The 15,676-nt window shown below is 33.9% G+C and carries 9 protein-coding genes; 2 read left to right on the plus strand and 7 right to left on the minus strand.

Annotated elements, in window-relative coordinates:
* From C8C87_RS11425 to C8C87_RS11435, 3 genes are all read right to left on the minus strand, one after another.
* Nucleotides 1-3,351 (minus strand): SusC/RagA family TonB-linked outer membrane protein, encoded by a 3,351-nt coding sequence (locus tag C8C87_RS11425; protein WP_121342692.1) that lies wholly within the window; start codon nt 3,349-3,351, stop codon nt 1-3.
* 42 nt (nt 3,352-3,393) lie between these two features.
* Nucleotides 3,394-4,506, minus strand: a complete 1,113-nt coding sequence (locus tag C8C87_RS11430) for a FecR family protein (RefSeq protein WP_121342693.1) — start codon at nt 4,504-4,506, stop codon at nt 3,394-3,396.
* A gap of 236 nt (nt 4,507-4,742) precedes the next feature.
* Nucleotides 4,743-5,345 carry an RNA polymerase sigma-70 factor gene (locus tag C8C87_RS11435; RefSeq protein ID WP_121342694.1) on the minus strand — a complete coding sequence of 201 codons (603 nt, stop codon included), beginning with the start codon at nt 5,343-5,345 and terminating at the stop codon, nt 4,743-4,745.
* Between the two features lie 420 nt (nt 5,346-5,765).
* Between C8C87_RS11435 and C8C87_RS11440 the strand changes: the two genes are divergently transcribed.
* Together C8C87_RS11440 and C8C87_RS11445 are read left to right on the plus strand one after the other, a co-directional pair.
* Nucleotides 5,766-6,821, plus strand: a complete 1,056-nt coding sequence (locus tag C8C87_RS11440; protein ID WP_121342695.1) for a glycosyltransferase family 9 protein — start codon at nt 5,766-5,768, stop codon at nt 6,819-6,821.
* 24 nt (nt 6,822-6,845) lie between these two features.
* Nucleotides 6,846-7,304 (plus strand): VOC family protein, encoded by a 459-nt coding sequence (locus C8C87_RS11445; protein WP_121342696.1) that lies wholly within the window; start codon nt 6,846-6,848, stop codon nt 7,302-7,304.
* Between the two features lie 89 nt (nt 7,305-7,393).
* On the opposite strand, the gene C8C87_RS11450 is transcribed toward C8C87_RS11445, so the two are convergent.
* From C8C87_RS11450 to C8C87_RS11470, 4 genes are all read right to left on the minus strand, one after another.
* Nucleotides 7,394-8,893, minus strand: a complete 1,500-nt coding sequence (locus C8C87_RS11450) for a LysM peptidoglycan-binding domain-containing protein (RefSeq protein ID WP_121343358.1) — start codon at nt 8,891-8,893, stop codon at nt 7,394-7,396.
* Nucleotides 8,894-9,595: 702 nt separating this feature from the next.
* Entirely contained in the window at nt 9,596-9,916 is a 321-nt protein-coding gene (locus tag C8C87_RS11460) for a panthothenate synthetase (protein WP_099714555.1), read from the minus strand.
* 199 nt (nt 9,917-10,115) lie between these two features.
* On the minus strand, nt 10,116-12,383 hold the full coding sequence (locus tag C8C87_RS11465; RefSeq protein WP_121342698.1) for an aconitate hydratase: 2,268 nt from the start codon (nt 12,381-12,383) through the stop codon (nt 10,116-10,118).
* Nucleotides 12,384-12,504: 121 nt separating this feature from the next.
* Entirely contained in the window at nt 12,505-15,276 is a 2,772-nt protein-coding gene (locus C8C87_RS11470) for a bifunctional aconitate hydratase 2/2-methylisocitrate dehydratase (protein WP_121342699.1), read from the minus strand.
* Nucleotides 15,277-15,676 lie beyond the last annotated feature (400 nt).

Genomic DNA, 15,676 nt, shown 5'->3' on the forward strand with positions numbered 1-15,676 from the left:
TCAAAATTTAGTATTAAACCCTAAAGAAATTGTTCTTGCTTGTGGATAGGTAAAGTTAAATTCACGTATTCCATTCATACCAGACGGACTTTTGTCTTTGTACCAATACATCGCATTCGAAACATCAACAAAAACAGATAATGCGTCTAAAAAGGTCTTTTTAATAGGAACATTGTAGCTTAAATTAATATTACTGATTTTTAAATAAGTAGCGTCGTATAAAAATTTACTTAAATTAGGAATGAGGGTTGTATTGCTGATTACCAAAGGCTGTGAAACTACATCTCCTTGATTTCTCCAATAATCATAGGCATTGACAGAAAGGTTTCTATTAGAGGTAATGTTATATTTTGAGATAAGACTGTTATCTACTAAATAATCTCCACCCAATTGAAACGCGCCTCTTATGGATAAAACAATATTGTTTTTAATTGTAAAACTATTATTAAAACCTCCATAAGCTTTAGGTTGATTATCGCCAATAGGAACCCAATCAGCAGCATCAAATAAACTGCTATAGGTTGCAGCATCATAAACCTGCCCGTCTTTTTCTAAAAGATCTCTACCAGTTGCAGGATCAACACCTACCCACTTTATCCCCCAAATTGTTGATGTACTATACCCAACTTTTTGAGCAAGAGCGATCTCTGCAGTAGAAAATTCACTTCCTAAACCAACAAGCTCCGTAACTTTATTTTTTACCGTCGAAATATTAAAAGATGTCGTCCATTTAAAACTATCGCTTTGCAACCACTTAATTCGGGTTGTAAATTCCAATCCTTTATTATACATACTGGCAGCATTTAATTGGATGGAACTATAACCTGTTTCTGTTGGGATATCTCTAGTTGTTATTAAATTTTTTAAATCATCGTAAAAATATTCTAAAGACAATTCTACCCTACCCAAAAAATTAAAATCGACACCTGCGTTAAATTTTGTGTTTTTCTCCCAACTCAGATTCCCGTTTGGTGCTTCAGAGGGATAAGAACCTTGCGCTCCATTATATCCGTTTTGACTCAAGATATAAAGCCCTTTTGAGCGGTACGATCCTATTCTTGAATTGCCTGTAGTTCCATAACTGATTTTAAATTTTAGGAGGTCAATTATACTATTCGATTTCATAAAATCCTCATTACTGGTAATCCAACTCAACCCAGCTCCGCCATTTAAAGCAACATTAGTATCATCTCCAAATACCGAACTTTCATCACGCCTAAAATTCCCTAAAAAGTAATATCTCTTTTTATAATTGTAGTTAAACTGTGAAAAAAAAGACACTCGTGAGCTGTAACTAATATCGTCTCCAAAGGTCTGATTTCCGGATGATTCGTCTACTGTAGTCAACGGGTCATCATCTTGTATTGCATCGTTGATACTATTAATGCCATTTGGATTCACAAAACCTCTACCCGATGAATAATTAAAATTAGCTTTATCATTAGACAACTCAAAACCAAGAATTCCATCAATATTATGATCCAAATTGAACGTTTTATTGAATAAAGCTTGTCCTTGCCAGTTCCACTTAGTCGAATTTCTCTCGTTCAAAAGACGTCTTCCCCAGTTTGGGTATTGAATTCCTTCTAAAGTAAATGAGCCGTTGTATTGACCACTTTCATTGGCTCCTGAGAAATATCTGTCTTGCGTTTTGTCTTTATAATCTATCCCAAAAAGTGTCGAAAAACTTAAAAATTTGTTGAATTCATAAGAAGCATTTAAACTTCCCAAAAGACCATAACTGTCCGTTATATTTTTATTTTGCTCAATAGCTGCCAAAGGATTCCCTAAACCCGACACACCTACATTAGCATACGAACCATCCGCATTATATGGAGAAATAGTAGGAACAAAAGCATAACTGTAATAAATATTTGGTGCGTTTTTTTGAATGTAACTAGGATTCAAAGACAGGCTGACATCAAATTTATCTACGCGGTAACCCAGATTTATACCAGCGTTTAATTGTTGTGTTTTATTTCCTTTTTGTGGTTCGTCGATTGTAAGGTAACTCAAACTGCTACGATAGGACAACTTAGAATTGGCTCCAGAAACATTAAAATTATATTTATTGTAAATTCCCGCAACGTTCAGCAAATCAAACCAATCCGTATTTATACCATTATAAGCAACAGGTGTGTAATTTGTTTGACTGTTTTTTAAGTATTCATTTCTGAAGTCATTGTATTGAGATCCACTTAAATATTTAATTTGATTAATAGCTGAGGAAATCCCAAGCTGATTAGAAAAACCAAATTTTGCTTTTCCCTTTTTACCTTTTTTAGTAGTAATAAGAATTACACCATTAGCACCATCAGCACCATAAATACTTACTGCAGCTGCATCTTTTAGCACCGTAAAACTTTCGATATTTTCCGGTGATATTTGAGCGAGAGGATTGGATAGATTTTCAGAAAAAGTACCGTTAGCATCAAAAAACTGACTATCAATACCTACTTCTTCACTCATTATCACACCATCAACAATGATTAAAGGCTGTGTAGAAGTCCCTAAATTAGAATTAGTTAAAGAACTTAAGCTTCCTTGACCCCGTATATTAATTTTAACCGGACCACCAATCCCCGAAGTATTTTCTATTAACACCCCAGCAATTTGTCCTCCTACTATTTTATCAATACTTTCGGAAGCTTGTTCTACTGCTAAATCTTTGGCGTTCAAAGTAGAAATACTTCCTACTATTTCCTCTTTTAGTTTTTTTGTACCGTAGGATGAAGTAATAACCACTTGATCCAACTCATCTGTAAACTGTTCCATATTAAAAACAAAATCAAATGAATTTCCCACCCGGAAACTTTGTAGTTTCATCCCAAGATAGGATACTTCTAAAACAGTATTTGCTATGTCATCTCCTTTTAATAAATAGACAAATTTTCCGTTGCTGTCACTTATAGCTCCAGTCGAGGTGCCTTTTACCAAAATGGTTGCACCAGGAATGGGTAGTTTTTCTTTGTCATCTAAAACAACACCTTTTATAAAACGCTCTTTTTCTTCTAAAGGTTCATTACTCGTAATTTCGAGTAATAATATTTGCTCTTTTTGTATAAAAAAAGAGATTTTCTTGTCTTTGAAAAGTTTTTTCAAAGCGTCTTCAAGCTTGACATTTTTTACTGCAACAGTTACTTTTTGATTCACATCAATTTTATTAACATTGTAAATAATCCGAAAATTAGTTTGCTGTTCTATGAATTTTATAACTTGACTTAGTGGTTGTTCTTTAAAATTTAAAGTAATGGTCTTATCTTTTGTTTGGGAAAAAGCATTCATACTCATTAAGACTATCCCACAAGTCATTAAGAGCTTTTGCAAATAGGGGTGTAATGTAAACGTCATGTAATTCAAATTTTGGTTAGTTAGTTGTTAGTTAGTTGTTGTTTAATTGGTTATTCTTATACTGCCTTCTTTTTTGGTATATTTAAATGGAGTATCCAGCTTTAACAAGTCTAGAATATCTTCTACTTTAGATTCTTTAATCTTAATTGTTCCTGTAAATTTTTGTGCGACTAGATTGCTGTTTGTGTTTACAATAGTAACATCAAAAGCACGCTCCATTCTTTTACAGATGGAACCAAAAGATGCCTCTTTAAAAACAAGTTCTCCTTGAACCCAAGCCGTAAATAAATCAACATCTACCGTTTCTATGGCAAACTTTTTTGAAGATTCATCCCATGTTCCTATGTGGTTCGGAGATAAAATTTTACTGTTTTTCTGGTTAGCATTCTCTGATAATAGCACGCTGCCTTCTACTAAAACAGTATGTATTTGCTTATCATCAGGATAAGCTGTCAGATTAAACTTTGTCCCAAGAACTTCAATACTGACTTGGTTTGACTCCACTATGAATGGGTGTAATTTATCTTTGGCTACATCAAAAAAAGCTTCTCCGGTTAAATAAACTTTTCTATTATTATTTATACCAAATTGTTGCGGATACTTAAATGTTGTTCCGGCATTCAAATGAACCATAGTACCATCTGAAAGTGTTACTTTGAATGTTTTACCATAAGGAACTTTAAGCGTATTATAAACCACTTCATTATTCGCTACATGACCATGATAAATAATTTCATCGTGACTTTGCTCTGCAATTGGTTTTCCTTTGTCATCTACTACTTTTTTATGTTGGTCTTTAGTAATATATTCTACTGCTCCATTGCTTAATTCCAAAACAATCTCTTTTGAAGTATTTCCTAAAGGGTTATTCAGCTCTGTTGCGGTTCTTCCTAAACCAATAAACACGAGCACAATTGCTGCATATCGCAAAATTGTGTACAGTTTATTTGTGCCAGTCTTTTGCTTTTTCTTGTAAAAATCTTTTATAGCTAATGATGGGTTTTCATTAGACATTGCTGTAAACGCCCATGCCTTTTTTAAAGCAATAAATTGTTTTTTATTCTCTTCAGAAGTTTCAATCCATCTAAAAACAATAAGAACCTCTTCTTCAGAAGTTTCATTGTCTAAATATTTATAAATCAAGTCAGAAATCATATTAATATTTTTAGTTTGAACAAACGCTTTTTACGAGTAACTTTTAGAAACTGTGACAACTATTCATTTATAGAATAAACGGAACAAATGATTTTGTAATCATTATTATATATTCAGAGGTAAAGCTTGAAGCTAATTTTCTTGTAAATAAAAAAACATTTCGTAAGCCATATTCCTATCGTCTAAGTAAGTACACTTAACAATTGAAATACCCTATGTTAAAATTTAATTATTTTTTAACTATTTAGTAAAGTGATAATGATAAAGGAAGGCAAATAGTCTGACAATTGTTCTTTTAAAATCTTTAAAGCCTTTGTTATATGGGCTTCAACCGCTTTTTGGCTCACACCCATTTCAGCAGCGATTTCTTCATTTTTTTTATTCTCAAAACGTTTTTTTAAGTAAACTTGTTTTGTTTTTTCAGGAAGTTCAGCAATTACTTTATTTATCAAAACTTCTAATTCGGTTAATTCTAGGGAATCAAAATGTATTGAATTCAAGATTTGAGTATCTAATTCTCTCTCTTTTTGATTCAATAATTCATTTTTAAATTTGTCTTTTACTTTATTATGCCTTAAAAGATTTAAGCATATTGATTTTGCATACGTATAGAGAAAAGGTAGAATACCATTTGCAGTTTCAATTTTGTCCTTGTTGATCCATAATTTCAAAAAGACCTCTTGAGTAACATTTTTAGCTTCATCCTTATCGTATAAAAATTGAATGCTGAAGCCCAAAACACGATTATAATATTTATTGAAAAAAAAATTAAACGCAAAGTCATCTCCCTCTTTAAAGGCTCTGAATTGGTCTAATTCATTATGTTTTATTTCTTTCATTAAATAAAATAACACGCTGTTTTGTAAAAAAGCTAAATTAGAAAAATAATTCAACTAATTTATAGTTAACTATTATTTTGAATCTACTGGGAAAACAATTTGAATTCAGTCCAACTGAAAAGCAGATAGTTTCAGAAAAGAGGATGCAAAAAATTCACTCTTATAAATAAACAAAACAGCATCGTGTCTTTTATCTTTTTGATTTTATAACGCCTCAAAAAAACGTCCATATCAAGCCATCCTTAAGATTAAAGTAATCTTGATAAGCTACAAATATTATTAGCTTCTATATTGTATATTTGTCCGTTAGGTAATCCGTTTTAGGTGGTGTTAATTATTTTATATTCTGTAAAAGAATAAAAACACCTTTTCAATTTTATATTTAAAAATAATTTCAATACCATATAATATTTTAAAAGCATGAGTATCTTAAAAAAAGTAAATGTATTCCGAAGGATTTTAACTCGAAGCCTTACTAAAAATATCGGCAGTTCCCAGAAGAATCAACATATAGATTTGACTCAAAAAATTGAAATCAAAAGAGTATTAATTTCCAGACCCAATCATAGATTAGGAAACCTATTGCTAATTACACCTCTGGTACAAGACGTAATAGCCACTTTCCCAGAATGTAAAATTGATTTATTTGTAAAAGGAGGGCTTGCGCCAATTGTTTTTCAAAACTACGAAAACATCAATTATATTATTGAACTTCCAAAAAAGCCCTTTAAAAACCTAATCGCTTATTTTCAAGTTTGGATAAAAATCAAAAGGCAACGCTATGACATAGTTATAAATGTTGATAAAGGTTCTTCATCTGGACGATTATCGGCTCAGTTTGCAGATGCGAAATATAAGTTTTTTGGCGAAGTTGATGAAAACATTGCATTAAAACATAAAGATTACGAGCACATTGCCAAGTATCCGGTGTATGAATTTAGAAGTTTTTTAACCAAATTAGGATTTCAAGAAAAGGAAAATCCAGTTCCATCATTAGACCTTAAATTAAGTCATGCCGAACTTGCCGAAGGCAAAAAAACAATAGACAAAATAGTTCCTAATGACAAAAAAACTATTGCTATTTTCACCTATGCAACAGATGACAAATGCTATTCAGAAACTTGGTGGGAAGATTTCTATCAGCAATTAAAAACAAAGTTTGAAGATTACAATATTATAGAAATTTTACCGGTAGAAAATATTTCACAAATAGGATTTAAAGCACCTACTTTTTATAGCAAAGACATTCGGGAAATTGGTTCAGTAATTGCAAATACAGAAATTTTCATTGGTGCCGACAGTGGAATTATGCATTTGGCCAGCGCTTCACTAACACCTACTGTGGGTTTATTTTCTCGTCTTAATCAAAACAAATATGCCCCTTACAACAATAACAGTGTGGCCATAAACACCAATACCAGCACAACCGAGGAATCGATCAAAGTAATCAATAACATTCTTCTTGGTAAGAATTAATTAAAAGTATAAAGCAAATTATCCATGAAAAAAATAGCTGTATTCCTAATTGTATTTGTAATCACTGGAACACTTTGCGCCCAGAATACCAACACCTATGCTTTGAAGTTGGACCACATGGCACTTTCAGTAAAAGACTTGGATCGCTCCGTTGATTTCTATACTAATGTTTTGAAACTTTCAGAAATTACCAATCTTACACGAAAAGAAGGCATTCGTTGGGTTTCATTGGGTGATGGTAAAGAATTACACTTAGTTTCCACCATTAAAGGACCTGTTACGATAAACAAAGCAGTACATCTTGCGTTTAAATCAGCTAATTTTGACGCATTGATTCAAGCACTTAAAGCTTTAAAAATTACATATTCTGACTGGCCGGGGAAACTTGACACGATCACCGTTAGAGCAGACGGAATCAAACAAATATACATACAGGATCCAGATGGCTATTGGATTGAAATAAATAGTGCCGAGCAACACTAAACTGTAAAACTAAAAAAACGAAACTCCTCAGTTGCCTGAGGAGTTTCGTTTTTTATTCGTTATATTTTTTTGAAATTCACCAATTAGAATTACTGTAAAACTCTATTTATTTGGGAGAAATTTTTCTCATAATATTTTTCTTTGGTTGAGGAAATAATAACTCCATTACTCACTGAAGAGTGAATGAATTTTATTTCTCCTTCACAAACTTCTACCACCATACCTACATGATTAATTTGGCTTCTACCATTTGTTTTAAAGAAAATTAAATCTCCTTTTTGAGCTTCTTCAGTATTTATTTTAGTACCAATACCGGATTGTTCTCTTGATGTTCTTGGCAACTTTATATCGAATGCACCAAAAGTAGTACACATTAAACCGGAACAGTCAAATCCTGCTTTTGAAGTTCCTCCAGAACGGTATCTTGTTCCTATGTTTTCTGAAGCGCGTTCTATCAATTGATCCAGAAAATCATGACTAAAAGTAGGCTTTAACGTATTGTTAAAATCAATTGTAGTATTTTCAATTGTAGTTGCATTATTGCTATCGATGCTAACAACAGCATTATTTTCTACTGGTGCATTATTTGTACGAATGTTCAATTTAGCCCCTACACGAAGCCCGTTTTTAACTTCTGGATTTTGTTTTTCTAATTCCTGAACCGAAATTCCGTATTGTTTAGCAATACCATATTTAGTTTCTTTTGGCAACACTTCGCGAACAATATTATCTGAGATTGCGCTTGGCGATTCATTAGGTTGAGAAACAGCTATAACTTCTGATTTTGGCAAATCTATTTTTGGCTGAGAAACTACTGGCTCTTCTGTTTTAGGTGTAATTGTAACGGGCTCTGCAATAACTACAGCTTCAGCAGTTGGTAATTCTTTGTTTGGCTGTGGCGCAACTGCTACTTCAGTCACTGGTATTCCATTTCCTGGAATCGTTATTTTTTGACCCACTCTAAGTGCTTTAGTACCTAAAGTTGGATTGGCTTTGTCTAATTCTTTAACCGTAATTCCGTATTTTCTTGCGATAGAATATTTTGATTCTTTTGGTAGGACTTCTATCGTGGTTTGTTCCGTAGTGGATTTTTCAGTTTCGATTACTTGGGGAGTAACTACTAATTCCGGTTTTTGAGAAACCTTTTTGGCTTGAGGAGCAACAGCTACTTCCGTTGAAGATGCGTTTGCAGGAATTATAATTTTTTGACCTATTTTTAATCCTGTAGATTCTAACGTTGGATTAAGTTCATTTAATTCTTTTAGGGAGATTCCGTATTGTTTTGCAATTCCGTAAAGCGTTTCTTTGGCAAGTACTTCATGTTCTTTTGCGGAGTAATTTGCTGCAACCTTAGATTTAGTATTTGTCTTTTTTGTAGCTGCTACAGGAATTAATAAAATGGAATTGAGTTTTAATAGATTTTTTGCATTTGGATTTAATTTGAAAATAGCGCTTTGTTTAACATCATATTTCTCAGCAATACTAGAAATTGTTTCTCCTTTTACGATGGTGTGCTTCGTGATATTTTCCTGAGAAAAAAGAACGATACTATTCAATAAAAACAATGTTACAATTAATCTTAAACTCATATTCATTTATTTCAAATTACTTACCCCATTTTTATTCTACACAGCGATTTCGGGATATAATTATTAAATCTCGCTATGGTTTGCTTTTTTACTTTTTTATTTAAAAAATTGTAAAAATAATCCTTATCTCTTTTATAAAAAGAGGTTCAGAATGTGTTCATTTTAAATTCTAGTTGATTTTTTATTTCAATTGCAAAAGCAGGTGAAATAGTAACGCCGTACAATCCTATTGTATTGTTGGGCTGAAAATAAAAATTCTAAAGAAGGTTGATTTAAAAAAACTATCAAAAAAGCTCCTTTGAATAATTAATTTTTCAAAAAAGCTAATATAAGAGATTTAATCAAAAAACACAGCCTTTTTTTTAATTTTAACGTTCAAAAAATAAAATTTCGACTTGTTTTTTGAATTTTGCCCGTATTTTCGGCTTATAGCCCTTTTCTTTTTTAAAATAAAATTTTGTTTCAAATCAATAAATAGGGATTGAAATTCTGGTTCATGACTTGTAGCCCTGATGAAAGTGAAAAGCCTTTTGAAGCGGAATTGCCTATTTTTCCTGAGAAAAAAGAGCGACTAAAAGAAGCTCCTTTTTTATCTTGGAAAAAAGCAATTGCGCAAAAAAGCTTGAAACGGTCAGCGGGAAATAGCTCAAAAAAAACCACCTCATTTTATTTGAAGTGGCGCTGTTAATTCTCTCGTTTGGTTTATACTACATGAATATCACTCCACTTTTCAGCAAGTTTAGAGAGGTTAGCTCGCATTAAATCATCAGGAGTCATCGCTATTCTAAATTCGCAATTGGCTTCAAAATTTAAAAACCAAGGTTCAGCAATAGATGGAATTGCAGACGCATCAGGAACTTCAACTACCATAATAGCGCCTCGATGACCGTCTTGTTCAGAAAAATAAATACTCTCTGGTTTGATATCATTAATCACTCGACTAATGATTTCGCCAGCTGTTCCATTTCTAGTCATTGAGTTGAAAGGCTCAATAGGAAAGATAACATTGACTAACATTCTCATAGCAATAAGATTTAAGATTAATAGTAACTAAAGATACAAAATAACACAATCCGTATCTCTAATAAAATACTCATTATCAATACTTTAACTTAAATTAACATGCCGTTAAAAAACGAATATTGTTCTTCTAAAAAAACCCATAAAACAAAAAAACTCCCAAGTTTCCTTGAGAGTTTTGAATATAAATATTTTAATTTACTTATGCGTTACTGGCAGCAGCAATTAAGTTTAATGCTGAACCAGCTACAAACCAGCCAATTTGCCCTTCGTTATAGGTATGGTTTGCCAAGATAATATCTTTGGTTCCATCTGCATGAACGAATTCTAGAGTTAATGGCTTTCCTGGAGCAAAATCTACCAAATCGATGAAGTTGATTGTATCATCTTCCTGGATTTTATCGTAATCTGCTTCGTTAGCAAATGTCAATCCTAAAAGTCCTTGTTTTTTAAGGTTTGTTTCGTGGATACGAGCAAATGATTTTACTAATACTGCTTGAACCCCTAAGAAACGAGGCTCCATAGCTGCATGCTCACGAGAAGATCCTTCTCCATAATTGTGATCTCCCACAACAATAGATGGAACTCCAGCTGCTTTATATGCACGTGCTACGGCAGGAACGGCATCATAGGTACCCGTTAATTGATTTTTAACCGAATTGGTTTTTTCTGTAAAAGCATTAACTGCTCCAATCAACATATTATTAGAAATGTTATCTAAGTGACCGCGGAAACGCAACCATGGACCAGCCATAGAGATGTGATCTGTAGTACATTTTCCGAAAGCCTTAATCAATAATTTAGCTCCAGTAATATTTTTACCATCCCAAGGTTGGAATGGTGCCAATAATTGCAAACGGTCTGAAGTTTCGCTAACTAGGATTTGAACACCTGATCCATCAGCTGCTGGTGCTTGAAAACCTGCATCTTCTACTGCGAAACCTTTTTTAGGCAATTCATCACCATAAGGAGCGGTTAGTTTTACTTCTTCCCCGTTATCGTTGATTAAAGTATCAGTAATAGGATTGAAATCCAAACGCCCTGAAATTGCTAATGCAGCAACCATTTCTGGAGACGTTACAAAAGCGTGTGTGTTTGGGTTACCGTCGGCACGTTTAGAGAAGTTACGGTTGAAAGAGTGCACGATTGTATTTTTCTCTCCTTTATCAGCGCCAGCTCTATCCCATTGTCCAATACATGGTCCACAAGCATTAGTAAAGACTTTGGTTCCCATTTTTTCGAAAGTAGCGATAATTCCATCTCTTTCGATTGTATATCTAATTTGCTCCGAACCTGGGTTGATACCAAATTCAGCCTTTGGGCTGATTCCTAATTCAACTGCCTGATTTACGATAGATGCAGCGCGAGCCATATCTTCGTAAGAAGAGTTAGTACAAGAACCGATTAATCCCCATTCTACTTTAATTGGCCATCCGTTTGCAGCAGCTTCAGCTTTCATCTGAGAAACTGGCGTACCGCGATCCGGAGTAAAAGGACCATTTATGTGTGGTTCTAATTCAGAAAGATTAATTTCGATTACTTGGTCAAAATATGTTTCTGGGTTTGCATACACTTCTGGATCAGCAGTTAAATAAGACGCTACCTTATCAGCAGCATCTACTACATCTTGACGACCTGTTGCAGAAAGGTATCTTCTCATGGACTCGTCATAACCAAATGTAGATGTGGTAGCACCAATTTCGGCACCCATATTACAAATAGTTCCTTTTCCAGTACATGACATTGAAGTAGCGCCTTCTCCAAAATATTCAACGATAGCTCCTGTTCCACCTTTTACAGTAAGAATATCAGCTACTTTAAGGATAACATCTTTTGGTGCAGTCCAACCGGAAAGTTTTCCAGTTAATTTTACACCTATTAATTTTGGAAATTTTAATTCCCATGACATTCCTGACATTACATCTACAGCATCAGCTCCACCAACACCAATAGCTAACATTCCTAATCCACCTGCATTTACAGTATGCGAATCAGTACCAATCATCAAACCTCCTGGGAAGGCATAATTCTCCAAAACGATTTGGTGAATAATTCCCGAACCTGGTTTCCAAAAACCAATTCCGTATTTATCAGACACTGAAGAAAGGAAGTCAAAAACTTCTTTAGATTGTGTATTTGCTGCAGCTAAATCAAATTCAGCTCCATTTTTAGCCAAAATCAAGTGATCACAATGCACCGTTGTAGGAACTGCAACTTTCTTTTTACCAGCGTGCATAAATTGCAACAATGCCATTTGAGCCGTTGCATCTTGACAAGCAACTCTATCCGGGGCAAAATCCACATAATCAACACCTCTTCCAAAAGCAGTTGATGGCATTCCATCCCAAAGGTGATTGTACAAAATTTTCTCTGTTAAAGTAAGCGGACGGCCAACTATTTCGCGTGCCTTATCAACACGAGTTGTCATGTTGTCGTACACTTTTTTAATCATTTCAATATCAAAAGCCATAATATATAGGTGTTTTTTGTTATTCTATTTCTTCACCACAAGATACAAAAAAATAGAGTATAAAAAAAAGCCTGAGTCTAATGACTCAGGCTTTTAAATTATAATTAACTAATTATGTGAATTATTTAACTAATAACTTATGAGAAGGTGCAAACTTGGTTAGATTAATACCTTCTACCGCCGTTTTATATTCTTCTATTGTTGGAGTTCTACCAAGGATTGTTGACAAAACTACAACTGGTGTAGAAGAAAGTAAAGACTCTCCTTTTTTACCTTCAGTATCTTCTACAACTCTTCCTTGGAAAAGACGTGTAGATGTTGCCATAACGGTATCTCCTTTTGCCGCCTTTTCCTGGTTACCCATACAAAGGTTACAACCCGGACGTTCTAGATATAACATATTTTCATATGAAGTACGTGCTGCAGCTTTAGGAACATTATCGTCAAATTCGAAACCAGAATATTTTTGTAAAATTTCCCAGTCACCTTCTGCTTTTAACTCATCAACAATATTATAAGTAGGCGGAGCTACAACTAGTGGCGCTTTGAATTCTACTTTACCTTCTTGCTCATCAATGTTCTTAAGCATATGAGCTAGAATTTTCATATCACCCTTATGAACCATACAAGATCCAATAAATCCAAGATCTACTTTTTTAACCCCTCCATAGAAAGATAATGGTCTAATAGTATCGTGTGTGTATCTTTTAGAAACATCAGCATTATTCACATCAGGATCCGCAATCATTGGCTCAGCAATTACATCAAGATCTACGACAACTTCAGCGTAATACTTAGCGTTTGCATCCGGTCTTAGCGCTGGTTTTTCACCTGAAATAATCTCAGCAATTCTCTTATCAGCAATAGCAATCAATCCTTTCAGTACTTGATTTTTGTTATCCATTCCCTTATCAATCATGATCTGAATTCTACCTTTTGCCATCTCAAGAGATTCAATCAAGGTATAATCTTCAGAAATACAGATAGAAGCTTTTGCTTTCATTTCTGCAGTCCAATCCGTAAAAGTAAATGCTTGATCCGCATTCAGCGTTCCTAAGTGAACCTCAATAATTCTTCCTTGGAATACATTCTCTCCACCAAATGTTTTAAGCATTTGAGATTGTGTAGCATGAACCACGTCACGGAAATCCATGTATCCTTTCATATCTCCTTTGAAAGTCACCTTCACAGATTCTGGAATTGGCATTGAAGCTTCACCTGTAGCCAAAGCCAAAGCAACTGTTCCTGAGTCAGCACCAAAAGCAACACCTTTTGACATTCTGGTATGAGAGTCACCACCAATGATGATAGCCCATTCGTTTACAGTAATATCATTAAGTACTTTATGAATTACATCCGTCATGGAATGATAAACGCCTTTCGGATCACGAGCCGTGATCAAACCGAAGTCATTCATAAATTTCATCAGTCTCGGAATATTTGCTTTAGATTTACTATCCCATACTGAAGCAGTGTGACAACCTGATTGGTAAGCACCGTCAACTATTGGAGAAATCACAGTTGCAGCCATAGACTCTAATTCCTGAGAGGTCATCAAACCAGTTGTATCTTGTGAACCAACAATATTTACGGTAACACGAACATCAGAACCAGCGTGTAAAACTTTACCTGGAGTTGTTCCAACCGCGTTTTTATTAAATATTTTTTCTACTGCCGTAAGACCTTGCCCTTCAATAGAAACTTCTTTTGACGGAGCATATACAGGTACAATAACAATACCAAGAGTCTTTGATGCAAATGTTTGTAATTTTTTCCCAAACACAATAGCGTAAGAACCACCAGCTTTTATAAATTCAATTTTCTGAGGGGTAAATGCCTTAGAAATATCAATCAATTCTTTATCTCCGCTGTAAAGTTTCTTTGTCTTTGTATTGATTGTAAGAACCGTACCAGTAGCAACAGAGTAAACTTCTTCTAAAATAGGATCACCACTTTCATTACGAACAGGATTACCATTTTCATCTAATTTTTTTACCCAGTTTTTAAGGTCCAAACCAATACCACCAGTAACATCTACAGTAGTAAGGAAAATCGGGGAAATACCATTTGTTCCTGCAACGATTGGCGCAATATTAATAAATGGAACATAAGGGCTTGCTTGTTTTCCACTCCAAAGCGCCACGTTGTTCACACCTGACATTCTTGAAGATCCCACACCCATAGTACCTTTTTCAGCGATTAACATCACGCTCTTATCAGGATTCGCTTCTGCTAACGCTTTGATTTCAGCTTGTGCTTCTGGTGAAATTAAGCATTTACCGTGCAATTCACGATCTGAACGCGAGTGCGCTTGATTTCCTGGAGAAAGTAAATCTGTTGAAATATCTCCTTCACCAGCAATAAAAGTAATTACCTTAATTTCTTCTGCAATTTCAGGTAATTTAGTAAAGAACTCTGCCTTAGCATAGCTTTCTAAAATATCCTTGGCAATTTCGTTACCGTTTTTGAAAGCCTCAGCTAAACGATCTGTATCTGCTTCATAAAGATAAACTTGTGTTTTTAAAACAGCTGCAGCATCTTTTGCAATAGCAACATCATCACCTAAAGCTAAATCAAGTAAAACGGCTATAGAAGTTCCACCTTTCATATGTGATAATAACTCTAAAGCAAAAGCAGGCTTAATTTCAGCAACTACTGATTGACCTAAAACGATTTCCTTCAAAAACTTAGCTTTCACATTAGCTGCAGGAGTAGTTCCTGGAACAACATTGTAAATAAAGAATTTAAGAGAATCCTCTCTGTACTCGTTACTCAAATCTTTAATTTGTTCAATGATTTCGCTTAATAATTCGGCTCCATCAATTGGCTTTGGGTTAAGTCCCTGGCCTTTTCGTTCTTCAATTTCTTGAATGTAATCCTTATAAGTATTCATAATAGAAGTCTTTTCTTGGTATTTTTATTTTTTGTACGCAAATTTAGGAATTAATGCCGAGAATTAAAAAAAATATAATAGATGTAGCTTTTTCAAAAATTATTATTACAAAATAAAGAGTTTCACTACTTTTTATTGTCAAAAATTCAATTTTAAATTAAAATAATGAATTATCAACAATTTAAAATCTTTTCTTTGAGAAAGTTGAAATTTAACGATACTTAGGGAGCGAGATTTTACACCGTTTTCAGCTAAGAACCTTTCTAAATTATCACTTATAACGTTGTAGTTGTAGTTGCATTTTTAAACGCTCTTTTTGGTCAAACTGCACTATTAAGTGAAAACAAAAAAGCCAAACAGATTTTAAAAATTTGTTTGGCTTTTTTCTCAATATTAAAGA

The sequence above is a fragment of the Flavobacterium sp. 120 genome, assembly GCF_003633605.1.
In the GTDB taxonomy this organism is placed as follows: Bacteria; Bacteroidota; Bacteroidia; order Flavobacteriales; family Flavobacteriaceae; genus Flavobacterium; species Flavobacterium algoritolerans.

Coding starts and splice junctions, on each gene's coding strand:
- C8C87_RS11425 (WP_121342692.1), bottom strand. CDS start 3,351: ATGACGTTTACATTACACCCCTATTTGCAAAAGCTCTTAATGACTTGT.
- C8C87_RS11430 (WP_121342693.1), bottom strand. CDS start 4,506: ATGATTTCTGACTTGATTTATAAATATTTAGACAATGAAACTTCTGAA.
- C8C87_RS11435 (WP_121342694.1), bottom strand. CDS start 5,345: ATGAAAGAAATAAAACATAATGAATTAGACCAATTCAGAGCCTTTAAA.
- C8C87_RS11440 (WP_121342695.1), top strand. CDS start 5,766: ATGAGTATCTTAAAAAAAGTAAATGTATTCCGAAGGATTTTAACTCGA.
- C8C87_RS11445 (WP_121342696.1), top strand. CDS start 6,846: ATGAAAAAAATAGCTGTATTCCTAATTGTATTTGTAATCACTGGAACA.
- C8C87_RS11450 (WP_121343358.1), bottom strand. CDS start 8,893: ATGAGTTTAAGATTAATTGTAACATTGTTTTTATTGAATAGTATCGTT.
- C8C87_RS11460 (WP_099714555.1), bottom strand. CDS start 9,916: ATGAGAATGTTAGTCAATGTTATCTTTCCTATTGAGCCTTTCAACTCA.
- C8C87_RS11465 (WP_121342698.1), bottom strand. CDS start 12,383: ATGGCTTTTGATATTGAAATGATTAAAAAAGTGTACGACAACATGACA.
- C8C87_RS11470 (WP_121342699.1), bottom strand. CDS start 15,276: ATGAATACTTATAAGGATTACATTCAAGAAATTGAAGAACGAAAAGGC.